The sequence below is a fragment of the Ruegeria atlantica genome (assembly GCF_013032505.1).
GTDB lineage: Bacteria > Pseudomonadota > Alphaproteobacteria > Rhodobacterales > Rhodobacteraceae > Ruegeria > Ruegeria atlantica_F.
Genome location: NZ_WQCG01000004.1, coordinates 150,781 through 175,853 on the forward strand (window position 1 = coordinate 150,781; position 25,073 = coordinate 175,853).

Here is a 25,073-nt window from a genome sequence, read left to right on the forward strand (position 1 = left end):
CGCCGAATGAATCAGCGAGGTTCGGGACAACGCGGCGAATCATTTCAGAGCGCCGTGCTAACAAAAGGTTTTAACACGATGGCGATGAGCCCTGACCCCGTGCGCGGGAACACCCTCGCTGTGTCTGCGGGACAGAATTCTGCTTTTTCGGGCAATGGGTTGGCTGTGGCTTCCATGTTGACCTGGGCGGCTGGCTTTCCGGCGGCTGAGGTGTTGTTGCAGACGTGGCCCCCCGTCGCCTTGCTGACCGCACGTCTGGCATTGGCCGTGGTCGTTATGGTGCCGATCTGGATGCTGATCGACGGGCCGCGCCGGGTTGTTTCCGCCCGTTGGCGGCACGCGATGATTGTCGGCGGGTGCGGCATTGGGGTGGCGATGTTCCTGATGATCGTGGCGCAAAAACTGACGGACCCGGTGACTGTCGCAATTGTCGCGTCGTGCGCGCCATTGATGGCGACGCTGTTGGAACTGGCTGCTGGGACACGCCGGCTGAGGTGGAATTTTGCACTGGGCGTCGTTGTTTCAATTGTCGGTGGTCTGATTGCCACAAGCGCCTTGGCGCCGGCTCAGCTGGGGTTGGGTGCCGCGTGCGCCGTCGTTTCGACCGGTTTGTTCTGCTGGGCCAGCATGGCGACCGCCCGGGATTTTCCGGAACTGAGCAGGGTCGGGCGCACCACCATCACGTTTGTCGGTGGTTTGCTGATGGCGTCGCTGCTTATGTTCGGATCGGCGCAGTTGGGAATGGATTTCATGCCCGCGACATCATTTGACATTCAACAGGCCGGGATGTTGGTGATCTACGCACTGGTGTCGATGGGGCTGAGTCAGGTTCTGTTCATCGCTTCGATTGGGAAACTGGGCGTCGCGCTGTCGTCCTTCCACATCAACGTTGCCCCTTTCTACGTGATGCTGATCATGCTGGTACTGGGCGAAGAATGGAACTGGACCCGTGCGCTGGGCGCAGGGATCGTTGCAATGGCGGTTATTCTGGCACAGGAACGGCGATCCGCCAGAGCCGCCTAATCGGTCAGGTCTTCCGAGCGGATCAGCGGGAAAAACTGGCCGCCGGACCAGACACCGAACCACTCATCTTTGTGTGTGGCGATATCTACAAGGCGATAAAAACTTTTGCGATCTATGCGTGCCTCTAGGTTTGCGCGAACCAATACATAAGGGGATGGCTCATCTGTCGCGGAATCAATGACAATCCGGATCGGGTGGTCCGGGCCGGCAATCGCGATATCACCGACTTGTGTCGTAAATGTCAGGTTTTGGGCCTGACCCGCGCCTGTTACGTCAAAGTCTACGGCCAAAAACGGCGCATCCTCGACAGTGATTCCCACTTTTTCCACTGGGGTGACCAGATAGTATTTGCCGCCTTCTTTCTTAAGAATTGAGGAAAAAAGCTTCACAAGCTCGAACCGATTGATGGGCGACCCTAAATAAGTCCAAGACCCATCTTTTGCGATATGGATGTCCAGATCGCCGCAAAACGGAGGATTCCAAAGGTGAACAGGGGGTAAACCCCTAGTTTTGGCCGCCTTGACCGAGGCCGCCAGCCCATCCGGAGAGGGTGTCACAGGTTTTTGTCCGCTCATTGCTTTTGCCATTTCCTTTTCGCGCGATACACTTCAATCATATTAGTCCACGGAAGGGAAAGTCATGACCGAACCTGCCGACCTCGTGTCCGAGATCGAAGCGCTGGAAATCAAACTGCAAGAGGCCAAGGCCTCGATCACCCGTCGCTTTATCGGACAGGAAAGGGTCGTGGACCTGACGCTGACCGCGCTGCTGTGTGGTGGGCACGCCTTGCTGATCGGTTTGCCCGGTCTGGGCAAAACGCGATTGGTCGAGACGCTTTCGACCGTGATGGGCCTGCATGGCAACCGCATCCAGTTCACGCCCGATCTGATGCCCGCCGATATTCTGGGGTCCGAGGTTTTGGACACCGCCGAGGATGGTAGCCGTCACTTCCGCTTTATTTCCGGCCCGATCTTCTGCCAGTTGCTGATGGCGGACGAGATCAACCGCGCCAGCCCGCGTACACAGTCGGCATTGTTGCAGGCGATGCAGGAACGCACCGTGACTGTGGCTGGTGAGGACCGTTCCTTGGGTGAACCGTTCCACGTATTGGCGACGCAAAACCCGATCGAACAAGAGGGCACCTATCCGTTACCTGAGGCACAACTGGACCGTTTCCTGGTGCGGATCGACGTGGACTATCCCGATCGCCAGACCGAGCGCGACATTCTTTTGGCAACAACCGGTGTCGAAGAGGAAGAAGCGCACGAGATTTTCAGTAAAGAGGAATTGTTGGCCGCACAGGTGCTTTTGCGCCGGATGCCCGTGGGGGATTCGGTTGTGGAGCTGATCCTTGATCTTGTCCGCGCCTTCCGCCCAGAAGAGGCAGGTGTTTCTGAACGTGTCGCTGAAACCGTGGCTTGGGGGCCCGGCCCCCGTGCAGCACAAGCGCTGATGATGACGGTGCGTGCACGGGCGATGCTGCAGGGCCGATTGGCACCGAATGCCGAGGACGTGCTGGACATGGCCCGCCCGGTGCTTAGCCACCGGATGGCCTTGAACTTTGCGGCACGGGCGCGCGGTGACAGCCTTGCTGACTTGATTGAGTCCACCGCTGCCGGTCTGGTGCGCACCGAGGCTGCGGCGTGAATGCCGCGCTGACCCTTCGCGAAAGATCCGAAGCCGAGGCGTCCCGGCTGCCGCCGCTCTTGGCGCGGGCCGAGCAGCTGGCCGGCACGGTCCTGCTGGGCGATCACGGTCGACGCCGCGCGGGACTTGGCGATGATTTCTGGCAATACCGTCCGGCCCAGATCGGCGACAGCCGCCGCATGATCGACCATCGGCGGTCGGCACGTGGGGATCAGCAATTCGTGCGGGAACGCGAGTGGCAGATTGCGCAATCGGTAATGCTGTGGGTCGATCAGGGCGCTTCGATGCGGTTTGCTTCCGACAAAAACCTGCCCACTAAGGCCGACCGCGCCCGCCTTCTGGGTTTGGCTACGGCTATTCTTCTTGTGCGCGGTGGCGAGCGTGTGGGCCTGACCGGAACGACCTTGCCGCCACGACGTGGCAACGCCCAAATCATTCGTCTGGCAGAGGCGTGGTCCGAAGACGCCGAGACCGACTACACGCCCCCCGAACACCGCGCCATGATCCCACACGCCCGCGCCGTGTTCATTTCTGATTTTCTTGGCCCATTGGAAGAGGTCGAACTGGCCCTGACCAAAGCTGCAGATCGCGGTGTGCGGGGTTTGGTCCTGCAGGTTCTTGATCCCGGAGAAGAGACTTTTCCCTATCGCGGTCGTACGATCTTTGAAAGCGTCGGCGGTTCTGTTCGCCATGAAACGCTAAAGGCCGGAGAGCTGCGCGAGCGGTATCTGGAACGACTTGCGAAACGCAAGGATGCGCTGACCCATTTGTGCCGCGAAACGGGCTGGCAGCTGGGGCTGCATCACACTGGTGAAAGTGCCCAAGCGGCTCTGTTGTGGCTCTATCGTGCGCTGGATGGGGGTACGGGATGACGGTTCTGGCGGGCATCGGCTTTACCGCACCCTGGGTGTTGCTGGGTCTACTAACCTTGCCGATCCTGTGGTTGATCCTGCGCGCCGTGCCACCTGCGCCGATCCGCCGGCTGTTCCCGGCAGTGACGCTGCTGTTGGGGCTGAAGGATGATGAGAGCGTCTCGGACCGGACACCGTGGTGGTTGTTGTTGCTGCGGATGCTGGCGGCGGCTGCGATCATTATTGGATTGGCTGGGCCGGTTCTGAACCCTTCGCGCGATCAGGCGGGGTCGGGTCCGTTGCTGCTGGTGCTGGATGCCAGTTGGGCGGGTGCCACCCGTTGGTCTACGACGCTGGATCAGATTGATGCGCAACTGACCGAAGCCGGGCGCGCGGGTCGTACCGTCGCCATCCTTCGCCTGACCGAACCCGAAGCTCCTGTGTTTCAGGCTGCTGAAGCATGGCGCGGCCGTCTGCCGGGATTGACCCCGACGCCGTGGCAACCGACCGAAGCGCAGATCGAATTGGCTCTAACGGCCTTGGATCAGGCCGATGGCAGGTTCGACAACCATTGGTTCAGTGACCGTTTGAGCTATGACGGGCATGACGCGATCCTGTCCGCCCTGCGTGCGCGCGGCGATGTTACTGTCTATCAGGCACCGACGCCTGCAATCGCCATTCTGCCTGCCACGTATCAGGACGGCGTCATTCAATTGACGGCGCAACGCGCAGAACCCGGGCCGGCAGACCGCATCACTGTTTTGGCGCAGGGACGTGATCCGGCCGGGGCAATGCGTGTCCTGCAATCCGCCGAGCTAGAGTTTGCCAGCGGTGAAACACAGGCGCAGGTGGAACTGTCGTTGCCTTCTGAATTGCGCGCGCGCATCACCCGGTTTGAAATTCAGGGCGAGCGTTCGGCGGGTGCCGTCACGCTGACAGACGACAGCCTGCGGCGGCGCGAGGTCGCCTTGATCGCCGGAACCCTGAACCGCGAAGGTTTAGAGCTGTTGTCGCCGCTGCATTACCTGACCCAGGTCCTGATCCCCACGGCGGATTTCGTCGAAGGTGGCCTGCTGGAAGTCCTGCCCGCCAATCCCGATGTGATCGTGATGGCTGACGTAGCCAATCTGGCCGGATCCGAACAGGTGGCATTGGTTGAATGGGTGGAACAGGGGGGATTGCTATTGCGGTTTGCCGGCCCGCGTATGGCGGCCAGCGATCTTGGCCGGGATGCCGAAGATACCTTGCTGCCGGTGCGTTTGCGCAGCGGCGGACGTTCGGTCGGTGGTGCTATGAGCTGGGGCGAAGCCAAGGGGCTGGCACCTTTCCCGGAAAACTCGCCCTTCTATGGGCTGCAGGTGCCAGAAGATGTCACGGTGACCACACAAGTCATGGCGCAACCAGACCCTAATCTGGCGGATCGCGTCATTGCCTCACTGTCGGATGGCACACCATTGGTGACCCGAAAAGCGCTGGGACTGGGGCAGGTGGTGTTGTTCCATGTGACGGCGGATGCCGAATGGTCCAGCCTGCCTTTGTCGGGGTTGTTCGTCGAAATGCTGGACCGGCTAGCGGTGGCATCAGCGGCAAAATCAAGGCAGGAGTCGCAGTTGCAAGGCACCACGTGGGAACCGATTCAGGTTATGGATGGCTTTGGCGTTCTGTCTGATGCTGGCAATCTGGCGGGTGTCGATGGCGTCGAACTTGTAACCGGCCCGATCGGTCCCGATCTACGGCCCGGGCTTTATGAAAGCGGCAAACAGAAGCTGGCCCGCAATGTTCTGAACGATGAAACGGTCCTTAGCCCGGCGCTCTGGCCATCGGATGTTCCGATCAAGGGGCAGGAGGTCAGCACCGAGACACCCATAGGAGGCATCTTGCTGAGCCTTGCATTGTTGTTGCTGACGGTGGACGTCATCGCCTCGCTGGCATTGTCCGGGCGTCTGGGATTGGCTAAGGCAGCGGCGGTCGCGTTGGGAGCCGTCTTACTGGTGCCCGAGGCGCAGGCGCAAACGCCCGAGGGTACCGATTTCGCCTTAAGCGCCACGCAGGAGTTGGTTCTGGCGCATGTCCTGACCGGTGATCAGCAGGTTGACGATATTGCAGCCGCGGGGATGCGTGGGTTGGCTCAGACGTTGTTTTACCGCACCTCGGTTGAACCGGCAGAACCCATCGGCGTGGATCTGGAGCGGGACGAGCTGGCGTTTTTCCCGTTGCTCTATTGGCCGATCTCGCCTGATCAACCGCAACCGTCGGCCGAAGCGTATGCCAAGCTCAACGCTTACTTGCGTTCGGGCGGAATGATCCTGTTCGACACGCGTGACGCGGATGTAGCGCGCTTTGGTGCTGCCAGCCCGAACGGGCGTAAACTGCAACAGATCGCAGCCCCGCTGAATATCCCTTCATTAGAGCCTGTACCACGTGACCATGTGCTAACTCGCGCCTTCTACCTTCTGCAGGATTTTCCGGGTCGGTATGCGGGCACTGAAGTGTGGGTCGAGGCCGCTCCGATGGATGCCGAGCAGATTGAGGGTATGCCGTTTCGCAACCTTAATGACAACGTGACGCCGGTGGTGATTGGCGGCAATGACTGGGGCGCGGCCTGGGCCATTGATCGCAATGGTCAGGCGCTGTTGCCGGTGGGCCGCGGATATGCTGGTGAACGGCAGCGCGAGCTGGCAAGTCGTTTTGGCGTCAACCTGGTGATGCACGTGCTGACCGGGAACTACAAATCGGATCAGGTGCACGTGCCTGCCTTGCTGGACAGGTTGGGACAATGACAGGAACAGTCATCTTCGATCCGCTGATCCCGTGGTCCGTTCTGGTCATCGTGGCTGCGATTGCCGTCGCCGGGGTTATTCTGGCCCTGTGGCGCGGTCTGTCTGGTTGGGCTTTGCGTGGACTTGCTGCGCTGGTTGTGATTGCGGCCTTGTCAGGGCCGGTGTACCAAATCGAAGATCGCGCGCCACTGACCGATATCGTTTTGATGATCGAGGACGAAAGCGCAAGTCAGGCCCTTTCGGACCGGGCGGATCAGACAGCACAGGCCGCCGAGGCACTGGCGGTTGAGATTGAATCCCGCAACAATACGGAACTGCGCCGGATCAAGGTGGGTGATGGTGACGGGGACGAAGGCACGCAAGTGATGGCGGCGCTGAACGAAGCGTTGGCCGAAGAGCCGCGCGCGCGGATCGCGGGCATTCTGGTTGTATCGGACGGTATCGTGCATGACGCCGATCAAGCCCCTGATTTGCCTGCGCCCATGCATCTTATGCAGACTGGGCGCGCAACAGATTGGGATCGTCGCCTGATAGTCCGAAATGCGCCCGCCTTCGCTATCATTGATGAACCTGTCACCCTGACCCTAAGGGTTGAGGATAGTGGTGCTGCACCTGCTGGGGCAACAACGGCACCTCTTGAAATCTCGGTCGATGGGGCCGAAGCCGAACAATTTACAATTCCCATTGGCGTTGATGTTGAGCTGCCGATCACACTGCCTCATGGCGGGCGCAACGTGATTCAGTTCACCGTGCCGGAGGCCGAGGGCGAACTGACCGACCGTAATAACACCGCCCTGATCCAGATGAACGGCGTCCGCGACCGTTTGCGGGTTTTGCTGGTATCGGGTGAACCGCATCCGGGTGGGCGGACATGGCGCAACCTGCTAAAGTCTGACAGTTCCGTGGATCTGGTGCACTTTACCATTCTGCGCCCCCCCGAAAAGCAGGACGGGGTGCCAGTGGATGAGCTGTCGTTGATCGCCTTCCCGACGCGCGAACTGTTTCTGGAAAAAATCAACGATTTTGACCTGATCATTTTTGACCGATACAAGCGGCGCGGCATCCTACCTGCGATTTATCTGGACAATGTCACCAACTATATCAACGAAGGCGGTGCCGTTCTTGTTGCCGCCGGGCCGGATTTTGCCAGCGCCGACAGTATCTTCCGCTCACCCCTGGCGCCGATCCTGCCAGCGCAGCCAACCGCGCGGGTGATCGAGGAACGCTATGTCCCGATGGTGACTGATCTGGGGCATCGCCACCCGGTGACGACGGATCTTGGTGACTCGGAAAACTGGGGCGCATGGCTGCGCCAGATCGATGTCAATCACCGCACGGGTGAGGTTTTGATGACGGGCGTGGATGAACGGCCCTTGCTGGTGCTCAACCGAGTTGGCGAGGGGCGCGTGGCATTGCTGGCCTCGGATCATGCCTGGTTGTGGAGCCGTGGTTTCGAAGGCGGTGGACCGCAGCTTGAGTTGCTGCGCCGTTTGGCGCATTGGATGATGAAAGAGCCCGAGCTTGAGGAAGAAGCTCTATGGGCCGAAGCCAATGGTCAGACGATGCGTATTATCCGCCAGACACTGGGGGATGAAGTCGGGCCAGTCACCGTAACCCGTCCGAACGGTGAAACAGAGGATGTTACTTTAGCTGAGGTCTCTCCGGGGCGGTTCGAAGCACAGTATTTCGGGCCTGAGATTGGCCTGTATCGCTTGCAGGAAGGGGATCAGTCCACCGTTATCGGCCTTGGCCCCGCTGCGCCCAAGGAATTCGAGCGTACGATCGCAACGGCTGAGGTGTTGGAACCCGTGATGTCCGATTTGCGCGGCGGTACGGTGCGTCTGGAGGAAGGATTGCCCTCGATCCGCGACGTACGTGCCGGGCGCCCCGCTTCGGGGCGCGGGTGGATCGGTCTGACCCCGCGCAACGCCTATGAAACACGGGACGTGACGCAGGCCGGACTATTGCCGCCTTGGCTTGTCTTGCTGTTGGCGGGCGGATTCCTTCTGGCTGGATGGCTACGCGAAGGGCGGCGCTAGGTCACTCGAACACCACGCTGACCGTCGGGTCGCCAGGCAAACCTTCGTACGTCACTGATGCCCCGCCCATACCCTTTTCGGGAGGGAACAGTGGCCCAAAAGAACCGACAGAAATCAGGTCGCCGGGCTTAAATTCGATCCCTTTTGACATCAACCAAAGGGCCGCATTCGCCGGGTGCCCCAGAACGGCTGTTCCCGGCGCTTGCGCCAGTATATCTCCATCTGCGGCGCGAAGTGTGACGGCCATATCCGCCAAGGCCTGCGCCATACTTGCTGGGTCCGTCACTGGAATCTCTGTACCTAAGACACCCAGTCTGGGCGCGACACCGATGGCGGTCAGGGTCACCGGGGTGATCGGTTCACCTTTGGCTAGGGTCAAGTCCGGCAATTCGATAAAGGGACGGATTGCCGAGATGTTATGAACCACATCTTCCGGCGTTTCGGCCTGATTGATATCTGCCGATCCAACGACCAGTACCAGATCGGCTTCAAACACCGGCCGCGCGCCCCAGTCCGAAGGAACAGACGCGCCATCATTCAGCATCATGTCGCGGAATAAGACGCCCTGAACTGGTTCGGATGCGCCAAACCTTTCTTGGGCCGGCGCGCTGGTCAGACCGGCTTTATAGCCGATTACCGGGCCTAGATGTGGCTCTAACGCTTTCACTATGTGTGCTTGTGTACACAGGGCGTCCTCCATCGTGCCATCTGCTGAAAGGGCAGTGGATGGCGTGCCTGAAAGGTAATCCGCGACAAACTGTTCCACCTGATCATCTGTTGCGCAACCCGCCGTGACAGGTTGGGAAAGTGCTCCACAGGCGAACAGGGCACCAAAGAAACTTCGCATATTACACCTCCGTTTTGCCAAGATTGGCATGAGGCTCAATCCTTGAGCAACGGCTTAAACAGTTCTTCATTCTCTGCCCGAATACTGAATGCAGATTATCCCGGGATCACCAAAAATGAGTCTTGCAGGAAAGCTCTCACAAGAACGGCGCGCGCGTTTGGCGGCTGAACGCTTGTTGGAAATGAAACAGGCAGAGCTTTCGGCCGCAAACCGCAAACTGGGCCTGCATGCGATGGCGTTGACCAAGCGCATTGGTGAAACCCAGGCCGAGGTTGAAACGGTCCGGGATGAGAATGAAAAGGTAAAATCCGATCTGACGGTGGCAAACGCCAAGATCGAAGTAGCCGAACGCCGGCTATGGCACTCGATCCAGACCATTCAGGATGGGTTTGCGTTCTTCGACGAGGAAAGCCGCCTGATAGGGGCTAATGCGGCCTATTTAAGCGTTTTTGACGGGCTGGAAGAGGTTGCGCCAGGTGTGACCTATCCGAAAATTCTGGAAATTCTGACAACCGAAGGACTGATCGATCTCGGTTCCGAACCGATGCAGGCCTGGCGCGACAGGATGTTGCAGAGATGGGCAATGCCGTATCCTGTGCCCGAGGTTATCCGGTTGTGGAATGGCCACTACATCAAGCTGATCGACCAGCGTGGTCACGGTGGCGATGTGGTCAGTCTGGCCCTGAACATCACCACATCTGTGCGGCATGAGGCTGAATTGACCGCAGCCCGTGAACGGGCCGAGGCGGCAAACCGCGCCAAATCGGCATTTCTGGCCAATATGAGCCATGAAATCCGAACCCCGATGAACGGTATTGTGGGCATGACCGAGTTGATGTCAGAAACGCCGCTAGATGAAGAACAGCGATTGTATCTGAACACCATTCGCAACTCGGGCGAAGCGCTTTTGGTGATTATCAACGACGTTCTGGACTACTCCAAGATTGAGGCGGATAAACTGATCCTGCATCCCGAAGGGTTCGACTTTGAACGCTGCATTCTTGAGGTTGCGATGCTGTTGCAACCCAGCGTGCGCGACAAAGGGCTGACGCTATTGGTGGATTACGATCTGTTCCTGCCCACCTTGTTTGTCGGGGATCCGGGGCGGGTGCGGCAGGTTCTGACCAATCTCGTCGGCAATGCGGTTAAATTCACGTCCAAAGGCCATGTCCTGATCCGCGTTACCGGCGTGCCCAATCCGGACGCCCAATCCTGCGATGTGCATGTTGCGATCGAAGACACCGGCATTGGAATTGACGAAGACAAAATCGGGCACATTTTTGGCGAGTTCAATCAGGTCGAAGACGAACGAAATCGCGCGTTTGAAGGCACAGGTTTGGGTCTGGCGATAACGAAACGGCTGATCACATTGATGGGCGGATCCATTTGGGTGGAGAGCGAGCCGGGGCAGGGGTCCTGCTTCGGATTTAGATTCTCGCTGCCGACAGTTGAAGGTCCGCAACCTGCCCCGCCGGATCTTGAGGGACGCCTGCGCCATGTGATGATCGTCGAGGATCTGGCCGCCAACCGGGCGATACTGTCCAAACAATTGAGCCGCTTAGGGTCGCAGGTTACTGTTTGCGCATCCGGTCGAGAGGCGCTGGAAACGCTGGACGACAGCGTCGACCTTCTGCTGTGCGATCACGACCTGCCCGACATGGACGGACTGGAACTGGCCACCACGCTGAAAGAAAGGGGAATGGCCAATCTGCCGATTGTTGTGATGTCGGCCAATCCCGGGGTGATTCACGCCCATCCCGCGCGTAACCTGATCGAAGGGGTCTTGCAAAAGCCGATCCCTAGAGCCGAGCTATACGCGCGCCTTCAGTCGCTTGGTCGACCGAAAAGCCTTGCAAGCCCTACGGATACCGCGCCAGACGATCGGGATTTAAGTAAGCCCGCATGTGCTGAAACGCAGCGCATCATGCGCGTGCTCGCGGCGGAGGATAACCGGACCAACCAGTTGATCCTCAAAAAAATGGTCAAGGATATGAACGTCGACTTGCGGTTTGCCGGCAATGGGATCGAAGCGGTGCAGGAATATCAGGAATTTGACCCTGACTTGATCTTCATGGATATCTCGATGCCGAAAATGGACGGCAAACAGGCGACGGGCGAAATCCGGCGTCGCGAAATTGAAACCGGCCGACATGTTCCCATTGTCGCCCTGACGGCACATGCAATGGCGGGTGACGATCAGGGGATATTGTCGGCCGGGCTGGATCATTACCTGACGAAACCTCTACAGAAACGGAAGATTCACCAGATGGTCCTGACCCATAAACCTGACGATTGTTGCCCGGTCATTGCAGAGGAAAGCCAGGCTGACTAGATTGAGCTCATGTCTGAAGATCGTGGATTTCGACCCCGTGCACTGGGTGAAATTGCCATCCGCTGCGCTGATATGGCGGCCATGGTCGCGTTTTATGAAAACGTGATCGGATTGGAGCGTCTTAGCGGGGACCACAATAGCGCGATCACGTTCTTCCAAATTGCGCCCGGATACGGCGGCCACACGCAGGTTCTAGCGTTGTTTCACCACACTGCCGCCCCGCGACCAGGCCTGCATCCTACTGGATCGCAAAACCCGGTGACGGGTGGCGCGTCATCCCTGCATCATATCGCCTTGTCGCTGCCTTTCGACGAACAAGAGGCGGTAATGCGGTGGTATGATCACCTTGGTCAACCTTATCGGGTTGAGCAGTTCGGGTGGATCGGCTGGCGCGGCATCTTCACCGAAGACCCCGAAGGCAACACGGTCGAACTGGTCGCATACGATCCGTCAATGTCGGATCAGGCCTGATAGGGTCGCACGAAAACGGGTTTGTTTTCTTCTGACAACTCGGGGCGGTATACGTAGCCGCCCGTATCGAAGTCCAACAGCCCTTTTGGGTCGTCCAGCCTATGCTGAATGATATACCGCGCCATCGCACCACGCGCCTTCTTGGCAAAGAAGCTCACGATCTTAGGCGTGCCGGCTTTGTCTTCCATGAAGACAGGCGTGACGACGCGCAGTTTCAGCGCTTTAGGCTCTACTGCACCGAAATACTCCTGGCTGGCGCAGTTCACCAGCACATCTGATCCAATCTCAGCACCTTGCGCATTCAGTGCTTTGCTCAGTTGATCGCGCCAATACTCATACAGGTTCTTTCCGCGGCGGGTCTTAAGTTTGCTGCCCATCTCAAGACGGTAGGCCTGAATGGAATCAAGCGGGCGCAGCACGCCATAGAGGCCAGACAGAATACGAAGATGATCCTGCGCCCAAGCCATCTCCTCGGAATCCAGCGAAGCAGCTTCCAGCCCCTGATATGTGTCGCCCGCAAATGCCAGCGCGGCTGGGCGCGTCGCATCCGCTTCGGGTGCGTCTGAGAATGCGCGATACCGGTCGCGGTTCAGGCGCGCGAGATCATCGCTCAGGTCCATCAGCTTTTTCAAATCACCCAGTGTCAGGTTGCGCGCTGTTTTTGACAGGCGGATGGCATCGTCCTGAAAGTCGGGCTGCGTGACTGCGACGTCTCGTTCTGCCCAGTCCAGCCTTTTGGCCGGGGAAATCACTACCAGCATATCCGCCCTCTTTCCTTGCCTGTTTTGGCGTATTTAGTCCGTCTGTTGCAGCACGTCCAGAAAGGCGGCCCCAAACCTTTCGTGACGGCGCTCGCCCAGAACGTGCTCAATCGCGCGGGGGTCGCCTGATCGCAGCTGTGCGACCTTGGCCAATTGCGAAGCAGAGCAGGTCAGAGGTTTGTCGATCCCGTCCGGACCCCGCGACAGCTGCGATTGCACTTCAAGAAGTTGATCATAGATATCGCCCTGTTCCCGACCAGCCAATTTTCGGCGCGCGGGATGAAGGGCCTCGACCTCGCCAGCAATGACTTCAAGAAAGGTATCGCCGTAGCGTTCCAGCTTTTTCGCGCCGACCCCGCCAATTCGAGCCATGTCATCCAAAGACACAGGGCGTTTTTCGGCCATTTCGATCAGGGTGCGGTCGGGAAATATGACATAGGCCGGGACTCGCGCGGATTCGGCCAAAGCGCGCCTTTTGGCCTTGAGCGCCGATAACAGCGGCGCATCTTCCTCGGACACCATCATTTTGACCGCTGGACGGCGCCCGGCCTTGCGGAGTGTGTCCTTACGCAAGCTTATCTGCGCCTCTCCCTTCAGGATGGGTTTGGCGGCCTCGGTCATTTGCAGTGCGCCATGGCGTTCCGGGTCGGGGCGAACCAGATCATGCCCCATCATCTGCCGGAAAATGGCCTGCCATTGCGGGCGCGACCACTCTTTGCCGACCCCATAGGTTGACAGCTGGTCATGACGTCGCGCGCGAATTTTGTCTGTTTCGTTGCCTAGAAGAATGTCGATCAAGTGACCCGCGCCAAACCATTCCTCAGTGCGCAGGATCGCAGACAGGGCCATCCGGACGGGCGTGGTGCCGTCGAAAACCTCGGGCGGGGTGTCACACAGATCGCATTTTCCGCATGGTTCAGCCAATTCACCGAAATAGCCCAACAGAGTCTGACGGCGGCATTCCAAAGCTTCGGCCAAGCCCAGCAAGGCATTCAGGCGCGCGTGGTCAGCCATACGGCGTTCTGGCGGGGCCAACCCCTCGTCGACTTGCGAGCGGCGCAGGCGGATATCGTCCGGGCCAAACAGGGTCAGGGTCTCGGCGGGTCCGCCATCACGCCCGGCGCGACCGATCTCCTGATAATAGGCTTCGATAGACTTGGGCAGGTCCGCATGGGCAACCCAGCGGATGTCCGGCTTATCGATGCCCATGCCGAAGGCTACCGTAGCAACCACGATCAATCCGTCTTCGCGGGCAAATCGGGTTTCGACGATACGGCGATCTTCGGCCTCCATTCCGCCGTGATAATGGCAGGCAGAATGCCCCTCAGCGCGCAGCGCTTGCGCCAGAACCTCGGTCTTGTTGCGGGTGCCGCAATAGACGATTCCCGACTGACCTTTGCGGGCCTGGGCGAAATCCAGGATTTGCTTGCGGGGTCCATCCTTGGCGGCAAAAGCCAGATGGATGTTGGGGCGATCGAACCCGCGCAGGAACTTGTTGGGGGGTGTTCCGTCGAACAATTTCTCGACGATCTCATCTTGCGTTTCAGCATCCGCGGTTGCCGTGAAGGCGGCGAGGGGCACGTTCAACGTGCGCCGCAGTTCCCCAATCCGCAGGTAATCCGGGCGGAAATCGTGGCCCCATTGGCTGACACAATGCGCCTCGTCCACGGCGATCAGGTTGACGTTTATGCGGCGTAGCATCCCCAATGCTGACCCCGCTGCTAAACGTTCGGGGGCCATGTAAAGCAGCTTTAGCCGCCCGGCCTCCAGCGCTTCCCACACGGCATCGGTTTCCTCGGGCGTGTTTCCGGATGTCAGGGCACCGGCTTCAACCCCGGCCTCCTGCAATCCGCGCACCTGATCGCGCATCAAGGCGATTAGCGGTGAGATCACCACCGTCACACCATCGCGCATCAGCGCAGGCAGTTGATAACAAAGAGATTTACCACCGCCTGTTGGCATGATCGCCAGCACATTTTCGCCTGCGGTCACGGCATCGACGATCTCTTCCTGCCCGGGGCGGAAGTCGTCGAATCCAAAGACATCTCGCAACATCGGTGCGGCGTCGAACATGTGCGGTGTTGCCCTGTTTTAAGGTCTATCTGCTCTTAAGACAGGACAATCACATACTAAGATTCGGTGAACAAGGCCTCAGACGAAATAGACCGCATTGTTGATCAGGATAATCCGCAGCGCATAAACAGCGACCAACACTATCAACGGCGTTAGATCCAGCCCGCCCATGTTGGGCAGAATACGACGGATCGGGCCGTAGATAGGCTCTAATATGCGGTTAAGCCCGTACCAGATTTGCGCCACCAGTTGTTGATGCAGGTTTAGAACCTGAAAGTTGATCAGCCAGCTCATGATCACATGGGCCAGGATGATGAACCAGACAATGTCCAGGATCAGCAGAAGAATTTGGATCAGCGACAGCATGGGCACTCCGTTTTCACATTTGCTGAGACCTAAGCGCCCCTGCGGCAAAGAGCAAGTGTAAGCCAACAGAACGCTTGCGAATTAGGCCAAAGACCCGTCTTATGAAAACAACGATAAACAGGGGCAGTCATGGCAGAAATTTCCAAGCGCAAGCGCATTTGGGGCTGGTGGTTTTTCGACTGGGCCAGTCAGCCGTATCACACCTTGCTGGTGACTTTTGTTTTTGGCCCCTACTTTGCCGGAGTGGCGGCCGGGTATTACGCCAACGCAGGTTTGGACGCAGATGCTGCCGCCGCGCGGGCACAGACGGTTTGGGCCAACTGCCTGACAATCACCGGTTTGATCATCGCGTTTGGTGCGCCGTTATTGGGGGCCATGGCCGATGTTTCGGGTCGCCGCATTCCGTGGATATTTGCCTTTTCGGTGATGTACGCCGTGGGCTCGGCTGCGCTGTGGTACACGTTGCCGGACGGATCGAATATGTGGCTGATGCTTTCGGCATTTGGCCTGGGCTTTGTGGGCGCGGAGTACGCGCTGATCTTTATCAACTCGCAATTGCCCGATCTGGGTGACGACAATGAGGTCGGCGAGATTTCGGGTTCTGGTTTTGCCTTTGGGTACTTTGGCGGGTTGATCTCACTTGCGATCATGCTGGCTTTGTTTGTTGAACAGGGCAATGGCAAGACGCTGATTGGGATGGATCCGATGTTCGGGTTGGATGCCTCAACTCAGCAAGGCACGCGTTTCGTGGGGCCGTTTACGGCGGGTTGGTTCGTATTGTTCATGATTCCCTACTTCCTGTGGGTCCGAGACGACGCGCCCACAGACAAGAAAGGGAGCGTAAGCGAAGCGCTGAATCTGCTGGCCAAATCGGTTTCCAATCTGCGCCACCGGGTCAGTCTGGCGACGTACCTTGGATCTTCGATGTTTTACCGCGATGCATTGAATGGTCTCTACAGCTTTGGCGGCGTTTATGCGCGTCTTGTGCTGGAATGGGACCTGATCAAGATTGGGGTTTTTGGCATTGTCAGCGTTCTGGCGGCGGCTGCATTTTCCTGGGTTGGCGGAAAACTGGACAAGAAATATGGCCCTAAACCGGTGATTTTAGTGGCCATCTGGGTGTTAATCTTTGTTTGCACCACCATCGTGTCGATGGATAGGACACAGATTTTTGGGATATCACTACCGGAAGGATCCGGCCTGCCTGATCTGGTGTTTTTTGGTTGCGGCGTACTAATCGGCGGTATGGGAGGTATTTTGCAGTCGGCCAGCCGCTCGATGATGGTGCGTCACACCGATCCCGATGCCCCCGTTGAAAGCTTTGGCCTTTATGGGCTGTCAGGCCGTGCCACCGCCTTTGCCGCCCCTTTGCTGATCGGAATTGCCACAACCGTAACTGGCAGCGCGAGACTAGGGGTGTCACCGATCGTTCTGTTGTTTATTCTGGGGCTATTCCTGATGCGCTGGGTGAAACCGGAAGGGGATCAGAGCAGATGATAATACTACGTTTTTTAGCAATACTGGCAACAATAACCCTAGCGAACACCGCCTCTGCACAGCCCCTGGCAAAGCAGTTGTTTGGGGCACAGAAAGTAAGTTCACAGCAAAAACCGGCGGCTTTCGGCAGTTATTCGCGCGGATGTGCTGCCGGGTCGGTGCAATTGCCCGAAACCGGGCCGACATGGCAGGCGATGCGGTTGTCGCGCAACCGCAACTGGGGGCATCCGGTTGCGATCGACTACGTTCAGGACCTCAGCAAATTTGCTGCCAGGCAGCCGGGATGGAATGGTCTCTATGTTGGGGATATCAGCCAGCCGCGCGGTGGACCGATGACTTCCGGGCATCGCAGCCATCAGCTGGGTCTGGATATCGACATCTGGATGTTGCCCGGCGACAACATGCGGCTGAGCCGCAAAGCGCGTGAGAACCTCTCGTCCATTTCGCTGCGCCGCTCCAACGGGGCATTTGTCAACGGCAACTGGACGCAACAGCACCACGCCGTTCTGCGCGAGGCCGCAAAGGACAAGCGCGTCGCACGAATTTTCGTGTTCCCCGGCGCAAAGGTCGAGATGTGTAAAAACGAAAAGGGCAATCGGGCTTACCTGCGAAAAATAAGGCCGTGGTGGGGGCATCATTATCATTTCCATGTGCGTCTGAAGTGCCCGCGTGGGTCCAAGGGCTGCGTTAATCAGGATCCGCCGCCCAAAGGTGATGGCTGCGCCGACGCACAGCAGTGGGTGAACAACATCCTAAACCCGCCCCCGCCTGACCCAAATGCACCTGCGCCCAAGAAACGGCGTGAATATCGATTGGCCGATTTACCTCAGCAATGCACGCAAGTTCTGCAATCCAACTGATCATCGCGGTATTGCTAGCCGGAGTGGCTTGGGCAGTTGATTACAAAATGCCCAACCATCTTGGCAGTTACACGTGGCGGCACACGGCCGAATGGTTCGGCGGGTTTTCGGCCATCCACCTCTCGGATGATGGCCGCCATCTGATTGGCATGACCGATCGGGCGACGTTGGTCGCTGCACAGGTCAGGCGTCGTGGCGATGAAATCGTCGGTATCGATATCACCGGAGATTGGCCGCTCATTTCCAGTACGGGGCGGGCCCTGATCGGCGGTGCCGGGGATTCCGAAGGTATTGCGATTGCGCCTGATGGTGGCTTCTTTGTCTCGTTCGAAAGCACGTCCCGTGTGGCGTACTACCCAGCACCAGGAACGAAAGCGCAGATTTTGCCGCGGCCCAATGCGTTCGATGGCTTTGCCGTCAACGGGTCGCTTGAGGCATTGGCCATTGATCAGCGCGGCCACCTTTTCACTATGCCCGAGGAAAACCGAACAGCGGCAGGCGATATCCCCGTCTATCGCTGGGACGGTCGGGCCTGGTCGACGCCTTTCGTCTTGCCGCAACGGGGAAAATTTCTACCGGTCGCGGCAGATTTCGGACCGGACGGAAAGTTCTACGTTTTGGAGCGCGATGTAGGCTGGATCGGGTTCCGTTCGCGTCTGCGGCGATGGCAGTTAGACGGCGACACCTTGCACGCTGAAGAGGTTCTGTTTCAAACGGGGGCCGGCGCGCATGACAACCTCGAAGGTTTGTCAGTCTGGCGCGATGAATCGGGCCGGCTGCGCGCTACAATGGTATCGGATGACAATTTTCTGGCACTTCAGCGCACCGAGCTGGTCGAATACACGCTGCCCGATTGACTTGCCTAAAGCAAAGGTCTAAACGCACGGCTTGCCTTGGGATGAGCCCTTGGCCAAGTCGCCGCTACCTTGTCAAAACGGGCATCTGAAAATGCAACGCGCTTATATACCCGGCATTATTGCCATGGCTGCCATTGTTGTGGCCTCGAACTTTCTGGTTCAGTTCCTGATCTTTGACGGGCTGCTTACCTGGGGTGCTTTCACCTATCCGCTGGCCTTTCTGGTCACCGACATCATGAACCGCGTCTACGGCGTGGCGACTGCCCGCAAAGTCGTGTTTGCCGGGTTTGTCACCGGTATCATCTGCTCGCTGATCGGCAGCCAGATTATGCTGCAGGGTGATGGATTCACCTATGCCGCTGTGCCGCTGCGAATCGCAGTTGCGTCCGGGACCGCATTCCTGCTCGCACAGCTCACGGACGTCACCGTGTTCAACTCATTGCGTGGCGGCCGTTGGTGGCGCGCGCCGCTGGTCTCGACCCTGATCGGTTCGGCGTTGGACACCACGCTGTTCTTCACCATCGCATTCTCGGCTTCGATCACCTTCTTTGGTGCCGACGCCGACGCCGCAATCAGCTGGGCGTGGGAGCCTGTACCATTCATGCTGACCGGCCCGATGGCGCCCCTGTGGGTAACGCTGGCCTTTGCTGACTGGCTGGTGAAATTGTCGCTGGCGATGATCGCGCTGATCCCGTTCAAAGTGATCGTCGCGCGGTTGACCGCTCAGCCGGCGTAAAAAACACTTTGCGTTTCGTGCAACTCGTGGCACGATTCCAGTAACCGAAACAGTTTGAAAGGAGGTGATCCAATGTCGAGAAAGGGATTGGAGAGAGGTGTTGGAACAACCGGGGGGATCGCCTGTTAAGGCAGCCCTTGGCGGAGCGCTCGCTCCGGCTGGTCGATTGATCTAACCGACCCAACCTCCTGAGCTTTCGAAGGGCCGTCCCATTTGGGGCGGCCCTTTTTGTTTTTCTTTCAAGACTGTAAAGTCACGCTTATGTTGCGCATCACCGACGATATCACCCTGCAAGACTGGGAAATGACCGAGAGCTTTGTCCGCTCATCTGGCCCCGGCGGCCAAAACGTGAACAAGGTGTCCACGGCCGTTGAGCTGCGGTTCGAGGCGGCGCGCTCGCCTTCGTTGCCCGATCCGGTCAAGTCACGGCTCAAGCGGCTGGCGGGCCGACGTTGGACCAAAGAGGGTGCGATCATCATTCAATGCGAAGAGACCCGCAGTCAGGCGCGCAACCGGGAAATTGCACGTACGCGCCTGGCAGAGCTTATTGTCCGCGCTACGATTAAGCCTAAGCGCCGTATCGCTACCAAACCCACCTATGGGTCGGTCAAGCGACGATTGGCTTCCAAAAAGGCACGGTCGGACGTCAAAGCCTTGCGCGGCAAGGTAACCGAAGATTGATCTGGTATCTTTGTGGCGCATCGCTACTCTGATTTTGCGCAGCTGCAAAAGGACAAGATCATGAGGTTAGAGGGAAAAACCGCAATCGTGACCGGTAGTGCGTCAGGCTTTGGTGCCGGGATCGCGCGCAAGTTCCTGTCCGAAGGCGCGCGGGTCATGATTGCCGATATTAATGGCGATGCGGCTGAGGTTCAGGCCAATCAGCTGGGCCCGAATGCTTTTGCTCATCAGGTCGATCTGGCCAACGGCGCATCGGTTCAGTCGATGGCAGACGTGGCTTTTGATCGTCTGGGTCATATCGATATTCTGGTCAACAACGCGGGGGTCACTCATATGCCTACCCCGTTAGAGGAAGTCAGCGAGGAAGATTTCGATCGCGTTTTCAAAGTAAATATGAAGTCCGTCTATCTGACGGCGCGCGCACTCGTTCCGCATATGAAATTGCGTGGTACTGGCGCGATCCTGAACGTGGCCTCGACGGCAGGGCTGTCGCCACGACCGAACCTCAACTGGTACAACGCCTCCAAAGGCTGGATGATTACCGCGACCAAAACGATGGCGGTCGAACTGGCACCATCAGGCGTCCGGGTGAATGCCATCTGCCCGGTGGCGGGCGAGACACCACTGCTCAAATCCTTCATGGGCGAGGACACGCCCGAGATGCGGGCCAAGTTCCTGTCGACCATCCCGCTGGGCCGATTCTCAACGCCTGAAGACATGGCCAACGCGGCCTGTTTCCTGTGTTCCGAGGAGGCCAGCATGATCACCGGCACTGCATTGGAGGTCGACGGTGGCCGCTGCATCTGATCCGCTCTTCATCTGGCAAAAAATATCCCTGCCGGAGGCAGCGCGCTTGCGTGCTCTTCTGCTCCAACATCTTAAAAACCAATGATCCCCGGACCCAGAAACCTGATCACCGATGTCCCTGGCCTTTTGGTTGGAAACGCTCAGGATGACGCACTCAAATCCGGCGCAACAGTTCTGACGGCCGCTGATCCGTTCACGGCCTCCGTTCACGTGATGGGCGGCGCACCTGGTACGCGAGAAACAGACCTGTTGGCGCCCGATAAGTCGGTGTCGCGTGTGGATGCGATCGTTTTGTCCGGCGGGTCGGCCTTTGGTCTGGATGCCTGTTCCGGGGTGGCCGACGCCCTGCGCGCGCAACACCGCGGTTTTGAGGTTGGCAATGTCGTCGTCCCCATCGTTCCGGGGGCGATCCTGTTTGACCTGCTCAACGGCGGCGACAAAACCTGGGCCGAGAACCCCTATCGCGCGCTGGGGCGTCGCGCATTTGAAGGCGTGTCCGATCAGTTTGATCTGGGCACCTCTGGTGCGGGGACCGGCGCATTGGCTGCCATGCACAAGGGCGGGCTGGGATCCGCCTCGTTTGTTATGGAAAACGGGGTCACGGTTGGCGCTTTGGTTGCCGCCAATCCGCTCGGCAGTGTCACCACGCCCGGTGACCGTCATTTCTGGGCAGCACCGTTTGAAATGGGCGATGAATTCGGTGGATTAGGGCCTGATACCAGTACCGGCCTCGGTCGCAGTATGACTAGCCGTAAAGCAACGGCAATGAGACCGACTGAACCGGACAAGGGCAATACTACCATTGCAATTGTTGCCACAGATGCCGCGCTGTCCAAGTCGCAGTGCAAACGGTTGGCGGTTGCGGCACATGACGGGATCGCGCGGGCGATTGTTCCCGCGCACACGCCGGGAGACGGCGATCTGGTGTTCGGCGTCAGCACGGGCAATCACCAGCTGTCCGAGGGCGAACTGGGGCTTCTCGGCCACGTAGCTTCGATCTGTCTGGCGCGGGCGATCGCACGGGCCGTGTTTTTGGCGGTCCCCGCACTGGGAGATCTTTTGCCCTGTTGGTCCGACTTACATGACTTAAGTTAAGGACGGCCTACATGCCGCAGTGGCACAGTGCCCTCGCGCGGCAATCTGCGCGTTGACTCTTTTTTGCGCCGACGGTCCATTCGGTGCAGCCAATTCGTATCGGAGCAAAAGCTATGAATCGCATCCTCGCGACCGCAATCGCCGGCCTTCTGGCCCTTCCCGCATATGCCGAAGGTGACGCCGAAGCCGGCAAGAAGACCTTCAACAAATGCAAATCCTGTCACCAGATTGCCGACTCTGAAGGTGAAGTTATCGTAAAGGGCGGCAAAACCGGACCGAACCTCTATGGGATAGCAGGCCGGACCGCAGGGACCGTCGAAGATTTCAAATATGGCGACAGCATCGTTGCCGCCGGTGAAAATGGGTTGGTCTGGGATGAGACGACCTTTGTGGAATACGCAAAAGATCCCAAGGCGTTTCTGAAAGACTACTTGGGTGAAACCTCGGCCAAATCCAAGATGACCTTCAAGCTGAAGAAGGGTGCCGAGGATGTTTACGCCTATATCGTAAGCGTTTCTGGCGAATAAGTCTTCAGGCACAACTCCGCTCAAAGTTACGAAAGGCCGCAGCCCCTGCGGCCTTTCGTGCGCTTGATAACAGCGTTGAACAGGGCCAATTTGAAAACGCGCAGTTTTTCGTGCAATGCACGCATTGCTTCGCAGAGCCAAGCCGACCTGGCGGCAGCCAATTTCAAATTTCCGGCGCTTCAAGCGGATCGGCAGCAGGAGACGACAGATGGGAATCATGATCCCGGCCTGGGTTGATGGCGAATTGACCCCCGTGGACAAGCTTGAGGCGCACGAAAAGGGCCTGCGGCACAAGGCGGTGTCGGTCTTTGTCGTGCGCGGGACCGAGATTTTGATGCAGCGTCGGGCGTTGGGCAAATATCACACCCCCGGTCTGTGGGCGAATACCTGTTGCACCCATCCCGATTGGGGCGAAACGCCATCTGTTTGCGCCGTGCGCCGTTTGCGCGAGGAATTGGGAATATCTGGGCTTTATCCGGAATACCGACACCGGCTCGAATATCACGCTGATGTTGGCAACAACATGATCGAACACGAAGTGGTTGATATCTTTCTGGCCCATGTACGCGGCCCGCTGAAGATTGAGCCCAACCCGGAAGAGGTTATGGAAATCCGCTGGGTCGATTATCACGATCTTCTTGCCGAAGTGCAGCGGTATCCCGAGCGTTTTACGCCGTGGCTCAAGATCTATTTGCACAATCACGCCGATACGATATTCGGCCCGGATCTAATAATCTCGGCCACCTCCTGACGGCTACGCCTTGCAAGGGCCGCTCAAGCCGCATAAATCAACGCGTCATGGCCAAGCAAAAGACAGACCCGAATTACAAAGTCATCGCCGAAAACCGGCGTGCGCGTTTCGATTATGCAATCGAGGACGATATCGAGTGCGGCATCGTGCTGGAAGGGTCCGAGGTCAAGTCTCTGCGAATTGGCGGTTCGAACATTGCCGACAGTTATGCCTCGGTCGATGATGGTGAGCTGTGGCTGATCAACAGCTACATCGCGCCTTACGAGCAGGCCAAGACGTTCAAGCATGAAGAGCGTCGCCGTCGCAAGTTGCTGGTGTCGCGAAAGGAATTGTCGAACTTGTGGAATGCGACCCAGCGCAAGGGCATGACGCTGGTGCCGTTGGTTCTGTATTTTAATCACAAGGGCATGGCCAAGATCAAAATCGGCATCGCCAAGGGTAAGAAAACCCATGACAAGCGTGAAACCCAAGCCAAACGCGACTGGTCACGTCAAAAGCAGCGGTTGATGAAGGATCACAGCTGATCCTTCATTCCTCTCAGAACGCCATTGCTGCCGCAACCGCACGTTTCCAACGGCCATAGGCTGCGTCGCGCTCTTCAGACGAAAGTTCTGGTTTAAACCGGCGATCCAGCGCCCAGGTTTCCGCAAATCCCTGTTGATCCGGATAAACGCCCGCGCGCATACCGGCCAGCCAGGCTGCGCCCAATGCGGTGGTTTCCTGCATCACTGGCCTGTCGACCTCTGCGCCGAGGTAATCTGACAATCCCTGCATCGCCCAGTCGGACGCACTAGCGCCGCCGTCTACACGCAGCGTGACGTCAGTATCCGCGCCCCAGTCGCCCTGCATGGCGTGCCACAGATCGCGCGTCTGGTACGCGATGCTTTCCAGCGTGGCCTTGGCAAATTCGGCGCGGCCCGAATTCCGCGTCAGTCCGAACACCGCACCTCGGCAATCCGGTTTCCAGTAAGGCGCACCGAGGCCCGTGAAGGCAGGCACCAGCACCACGTGCTGGTTTGGGTCTGCCTTTTGGGCCAGCTCACCGCTTTCCGGCGCGGATTCGATGATCTGCAACGCATCACGCAGCCATTGGACGGCAGCCCCGGCTACAAAGATCGACCCTTCCAGCGCATAGGTCCGTTTGCCGTCTAATTGATAGGCGATGGTGGTCAACAGACGGTTCTTTGACTCGACCGGTTTTTCCCCTGTGTTCAGCAGAGCAAAACAACCGGTGCCATAGGTCGATTTCATCATGCCCGGCTGGAAACAGGCCTGCCCGATTGTGGCGGCCTGCTGGTCACCGGCCACGCCCAAAATAGGAATATTTCCCCCAAACAGGGTCGTATTTCCAAAATCTGCCGCGCAATCGTGTACTTCGGGCAGCATGTTCATCGGAACGTCCAACAGATCACAAATCTCGGCGCTCCACTCGCCCTTGTGAATGTCGAACAGCAGGGTGCGCGCAGCGTTCGTGGCGTCGGTGGCGTGGCTGCGCCCTTCAGTTAGGCGCCAGATCAAAAAGCTGTCGATCGTGCCGAACATCAGCTCTCCGGCCTCGGCCCTTTCCCGCGCTCCGGGGACGGTGTCCAGCAACCATTTGACCTTGGTGCCCGAGAAATAGGGGTCCAGCAGCAGCCCGGTCTGGGCGGTCACGTCATCCTCGCACCCGGCCTGCTTGTAGCGGGCGCAGATCTCGGCTGTTCGACGGTCCTGCCAGACGATGGCGTTGTGGATGGGCTCGCCGGTGGTGCGGTCCCAGACCAAGGTGGTTTCCCGCTGGTTGGTGATGCCGATACCCGCGATCTGATCAGAGGTTACCCCGACACTGTCCATAACTTCGCGGCAAACCCGCAGGGCGCTGTCCCAGATTTCCTCTGCGTCATGTTCGACCCAGCCTTCCTGCGGGAAGTGTTGGGTGAATTCGTGCTGCGCGGTGCCTGCGCGCTGCATGTCTGCGTCGAACAGAATTGCCCGCGATGATGTGGTGCCCTGATCAATGGCAAGAATATAGGTCACGCCTGCGCCCCTCCCGTTTCGTTTTGCGGGACTTTAGCGCAAACAATGACACACGT

Annotated in this window: 23 protein-coding genes; 17 read left to right on the plus strand and 6 right to left on the minus strand. The window is 58.4% G+C overall.

The window, feature by feature from the left end; genetic code table 11:
- The first annotated feature begins 84 nt into the window (after positions 1-84).
- Positions 85-1,023, plus strand: a complete 939-nt coding sequence (locus tag GOW92_RS16300) for a DMT family transporter (RefSeq protein ID WP_254453060.1) — start codon at positions 85-87, stop codon at positions 1,021-1,023.
- Here the strand turns inward: GOW92_RS16300 and GOW92_RS16305 are convergent.
- The gene (locus tag GOW92_RS16305; protein WP_170561851.1) at positions 1,020-1,598 is read right to left on the minus strand and encodes a DUF1285 domain-containing protein; all 579 of its coding nucleotides are present in this window, start codon (positions 1,596-1,598) and stop codon (positions 1,020-1,022) included. The genes GOW92_RS16300 and GOW92_RS16305 overlap by 4 nt on opposite strands.
- Positions 1,599-1,662: 64 nt before the next feature.
- Here GOW92_RS16305 and GOW92_RS16310 point away from each other — a divergent pair, with 64 nt between their 5' ends.
- The 4 genes from GOW92_RS16310 to GOW92_RS16325 are packed head-to-tail and all read left to right on the plus strand — an operon-like array spanning position 1,663 to position 8,340.
- A complete protein-coding gene (locus GOW92_RS16310) occupies positions 1,663-2,670 on the plus strand; it encodes an AAA family ATPase (RefSeq protein WP_170561854.1) in 1,008 nt (335 codons plus the stop codon).
- Positions 2,667-3,542, plus strand: a complete 876-nt coding sequence (locus tag GOW92_RS16315) for a DUF58 domain-containing protein (protein WP_170561857.1) — start codon at positions 2,667-2,669, stop codon at positions 3,540-3,542. The genes GOW92_RS16310 and GOW92_RS16315 overlap by 4 nt, the downstream gene beginning before the upstream one ends.
- Positions 3,539-6,301 carry a DUF4159 domain-containing protein gene (locus GOW92_RS16320; protein ID WP_170561860.1) on the plus strand — a complete coding sequence of 921 codons (2,763 nt, stop codon included), beginning with the start codon at positions 3,539-3,541 and terminating at the stop codon, positions 6,299-6,301. Before GOW92_RS16315 ends, GOW92_RS16320 begins: the two co-directional genes overlap by 4 nt.
- Complete coding sequence (locus tag GOW92_RS16325; protein ID WP_170561863.1) at positions 6,298-8,340, plus strand: hypothetical protein; 2,043 nt, start codon at positions 6,298-6,300, stop codon at positions 8,338-8,340. Before GOW92_RS16320 ends, GOW92_RS16325 begins: the two co-directional genes overlap by 4 nt.
- 1 nt (position 8,341) lies before the next feature.
- Here the strand turns inward: GOW92_RS16325 and GOW92_RS16330 are convergent, their stop codons facing one another.
- On the minus strand, positions 8,342-9,187 hold the full coding sequence (locus GOW92_RS16330; protein WP_170561866.1) for a 2-keto-4-pentenoate hydratase: 846 nt from the start codon (positions 9,185-9,187) through the stop codon (positions 8,342-8,344).
- Positions 9,188-9,302: 115 nt separating this feature from the next.
- Here GOW92_RS16330 and GOW92_RS16335 point away from each other — a divergent pair, with 115 nt between their 5' ends.
- Together GOW92_RS16335 and GOW92_RS16340 are read left to right on the plus strand one after the other, a co-directional pair.
- A complete protein-coding gene (locus tag GOW92_RS16335; protein WP_170561869.1) occupies positions 9,303-11,519 on the plus strand; it encodes a response regulator in 2,217 nt (738 codons plus the stop codon).
- Positions 11,520-11,528: 9 nt separating this feature from the next.
- Positions 11,529-11,990, plus strand: a complete 462-nt coding sequence (locus GOW92_RS16340) for a VOC family protein (protein WP_170561872.1) — start codon at positions 11,529-11,531, stop codon at positions 11,988-11,990.
- On the opposite strand, the gene yaaA is transcribed toward GOW92_RS16340, so the two are convergent.
- From yaaA to GOW92_RS16355, 3 genes are all read right to left on the minus strand, one after another.
- A complete protein-coding gene (yaaA, locus tag GOW92_RS16345; protein WP_170561874.1) occupies positions 11,981-12,751 on the minus strand; it encodes a peroxide stress protein YaaA in 771 nt (256 codons plus the stop codon). The two genes, GOW92_RS16340 and yaaA, sit on opposite strands and share 10 nt — an antisense overlap.
- Before the next feature lie 33 nt (positions 12,752-12,784).
- The gene (gene recQ / locus GOW92_RS16350) at positions 12,785-14,824 is read right to left on the minus strand and encodes a DNA helicase RecQ (protein ID WP_170561877.1); all 2,040 of its coding nucleotides are present in this window, start codon (positions 14,822-14,824) and stop codon (positions 12,785-12,787) included.
- 78 nt (positions 14,825-14,902) lie between these two features.
- On the minus strand, positions 14,903-15,190 hold the full coding sequence (locus tag GOW92_RS16355; protein WP_170561880.1) for a YggT family protein: 288 nt from the start codon (positions 15,188-15,190) through the stop codon (positions 14,903-14,905).
- 129 nt (positions 15,191-15,319) lie between these two features.
- Here GOW92_RS16355 and GOW92_RS16360 point away from each other — a divergent pair, with 129 nt between their 5' ends.
- From GOW92_RS16360 to smpB, 10 genes are all read left to right on the plus strand, one after another.
- Positions 15,320-16,687, plus strand: coding sequence for an MFS transporter (locus GOW92_RS16360; protein WP_170561884.1), 1,368 nt, complete (start codon positions 15,320-15,322; stop codon positions 16,685-16,687).
- The gene (gene mepA, locus GOW92_RS16365; RefSeq protein WP_170561887.1) at positions 16,684-17,547 is read left to right on the plus strand and encodes a penicillin-insensitive murein endopeptidase; all 864 of its coding nucleotides are present in this window, start codon (positions 16,684-16,686) and stop codon (positions 17,545-17,547) included. Before GOW92_RS16360 ends, mepA begins: the two co-directional genes overlap by 4 nt.
- Complete coding sequence (locus GOW92_RS16370) at positions 17,520-18,404, plus strand: esterase-like activity of phytase family protein (RefSeq protein ID WP_170561890.1); 885 nt, start codon at positions 17,520-17,522, stop codon at positions 18,402-18,404. The genes mepA and GOW92_RS16370 overlap by 28 nt, the downstream gene beginning before the upstream one ends.
- A 91-nt stretch (positions 18,405-18,495) precedes the next feature.
- On the plus strand, positions 18,496-19,140 hold the full coding sequence (locus tag GOW92_RS16375; protein WP_170561893.1) for a queuosine precursor transporter: 645 nt from the start codon (positions 18,496-18,498) through the stop codon (positions 19,138-19,140).
- Positions 19,141-19,401: 261 nt separating this feature from the next.
- Positions 19,402-19,821, plus strand: coding sequence for an alternative ribosome rescue aminoacyl-tRNA hydrolase ArfB (gene arfB, locus GOW92_RS16380; protein WP_170561896.1), 420 nt, complete (start codon positions 19,402-19,404; stop codon positions 19,819-19,821).
- 60 nt (positions 19,822-19,881) lie between these two features.
- Positions 19,882-20,628, plus strand: a complete 747-nt coding sequence (locus GOW92_RS16385) for an SDR family oxidoreductase (RefSeq protein ID WP_170561899.1) — start codon at positions 19,882-19,884, stop codon at positions 20,626-20,628.
- 81 nt (positions 20,629-20,709) lie between these two features.
- A complete protein-coding gene (locus GOW92_RS16390; RefSeq protein WP_170561902.1) occupies positions 20,710-21,723 on the plus strand; it encodes a P1 family peptidase in 1,014 nt (337 codons plus the stop codon).
- A 113-nt stretch (positions 21,724-21,836) separates the two neighbouring features.
- Entirely contained in the window at positions 21,837-22,250 is a 414-nt protein-coding gene (locus GOW92_RS16395; protein ID WP_170561906.1) for a c-type cytochrome, read from the plus strand.
- Positions 22,251-22,458: 208 nt separating this feature from the next.
- Positions 22,459-23,001: an isopentenyl-diphosphate Delta-isomerase gene (idi, locus tag GOW92_RS16400; protein ID WP_170561909.1), complete on the plus strand. Its 543-nt coding sequence runs from the start codon at positions 22,459-22,461 to the stop codon at positions 22,999-23,001.
- Positions 23,002-23,048: 47 nt separating this feature from the next.
- On the plus strand, positions 23,049-23,525 hold the full coding sequence (gene smpB / locus GOW92_RS16405) for an SsrA-binding protein SmpB (RefSeq protein WP_170561912.1): 477 nt from the start codon (positions 23,049-23,051) through the stop codon (positions 23,523-23,525).
- Positions 23,526-23,538: 13 nt separating this feature from the next.
- Here smpB and glpK read toward each other — a convergent pair whose 3' ends face one another.
- The gene (gene glpK / locus GOW92_RS16410; RefSeq protein WP_170561915.1) at positions 23,539-25,017 is read right to left on the minus strand and encodes a glycerol kinase GlpK; all 1,479 of its coding nucleotides are present in this window, start codon (positions 25,015-25,017) and stop codon (positions 23,539-23,541) included.
- Positions 25,018-25,073: the final 56 nt, after the last annotated feature.

What these genes read in the sequence shown, in the direction of transcription:
- GOW92_RS16300 (WP_254453060.1), top strand. Translation starts at nt 85, where the DNA reads ATGAGCCCTGACCCCGTGCGCGGGAACACCCTCGCTGTGTCTGCGGGA.
- GOW92_RS16305 (WP_170561851.1), bottom strand. Translation starts at nt 1,598, where the DNA reads ATGAGCGGACAAAAACCTGTGACACCCTCTCCGGATGGGCTGGCGGCC.
- GOW92_RS16310 (WP_170561854.1), top strand. Translation starts at nt 1,663, where the DNA reads ATGACCGAACCTGCCGACCTCGTGTCCGAGATCGAAGCGCTGGAAATC.
- GOW92_RS16320 (WP_170561860.1), top strand. Translation starts at nt 3,539, where the DNA reads ATGACGGTTCTGGCGGGCATCGGCTTTACCGCACCCTGGGTGTTGCTG.
- GOW92_RS16325 (WP_170561863.1), top strand. Translation starts at nt 6,298, where the DNA reads ATGACAGGAACAGTCATCTTCGATCCGCTGATCCCGTGGTCCGTTCTG.
- GOW92_RS16330 (WP_170561866.1), bottom strand. Translation starts at nt 9,187, where the DNA reads ATGCGAAGTTTCTTTGGTGCCCTGTTCGCCTGTGGAGCACTTTCCCAA.
- GOW92_RS16335 (WP_170561869.1), top strand. Translation starts at nt 9,303, where the DNA reads ATGAGTCTTGCAGGAAAGCTCTCACAAGAACGGCGCGCGCGTTTGGCG.
- GOW92_RS16340 (WP_170561872.1), top strand. Translation starts at nt 11,529, where the DNA reads ATGTCTGAAGATCGTGGATTTCGACCCCGTGCACTGGGTGAAATTGCC.
- yaaA (WP_170561874.1), bottom strand. Translation starts at nt 12,751, where the DNA reads ATGCTGGTAGTGATTTCCCCGGCCAAAAGGCTGGACTGGGCAGAACGA.
- recQ (WP_170561877.1), bottom strand. Translation starts at nt 14,824, where the DNA reads ATGTTCGACGCCGCACCGATGTTGCGAGATGTCTTTGGATTCGACGAC.
- GOW92_RS16355 (WP_170561880.1), bottom strand. Translation starts at nt 15,190, where the DNA reads ATGCTGTCGCTGATCCAAATTCTTCTGCTGATCCTGGACATTGTCTGG.
- GOW92_RS16360 (WP_170561884.1), top strand. Translation starts at nt 15,320, where the DNA reads ATGGCAGAAATTTCCAAGCGCAAGCGCATTTGGGGCTGGTGGTTTTTC.
- mepA (WP_170561887.1), top strand. Translation starts at nt 16,684, where the DNA reads ATGATAATACTACGTTTTTTAGCAATACTGGCAACAATAACCCTAGCG.
- GOW92_RS16370 (WP_170561890.1), top strand. Translation starts at nt 17,520, where the DNA reads ATGCACGCAAGTTCTGCAATCCAACTGATCATCGCGGTATTGCTAGCC.
- GOW92_RS16375 (WP_170561893.1), top strand. Translation starts at nt 18,496, where the DNA reads ATGCAACGCGCTTATATACCCGGCATTATTGCCATGGCTGCCATTGTT.
- arfB (WP_170561896.1), top strand. Translation starts at nt 19,402, where the DNA reads ATGTTGCGCATCACCGACGATATCACCCTGCAAGACTGGGAAATGACC.
- GOW92_RS16385 (WP_170561899.1), top strand. Translation starts at nt 19,882, where the DNA reads ATGAGGTTAGAGGGAAAAACCGCAATCGTGACCGGTAGTGCGTCAGGC.
- GOW92_RS16390 (WP_170561902.1), top strand. Translation starts at nt 20,710, where the DNA reads ATGATCCCCGGACCCAGAAACCTGATCACCGATGTCCCTGGCCTTTTG.
- GOW92_RS16395 (WP_170561906.1), top strand. Translation starts at nt 21,837, where the DNA reads ATGAATCGCATCCTCGCGACCGCAATCGCCGGCCTTCTGGCCCTTCCC.
- idi (WP_170561909.1), top strand. Translation starts at nt 22,459, where the DNA reads ATGGGAATCATGATCCCGGCCTGGGTTGATGGCGAATTGACCCCCGTG.
- smpB (WP_170561912.1), top strand. Translation starts at nt 23,049, where the DNA reads ATGGCCAAGCAAAAGACAGACCCGAATTACAAAGTCATCGCCGAAAAC.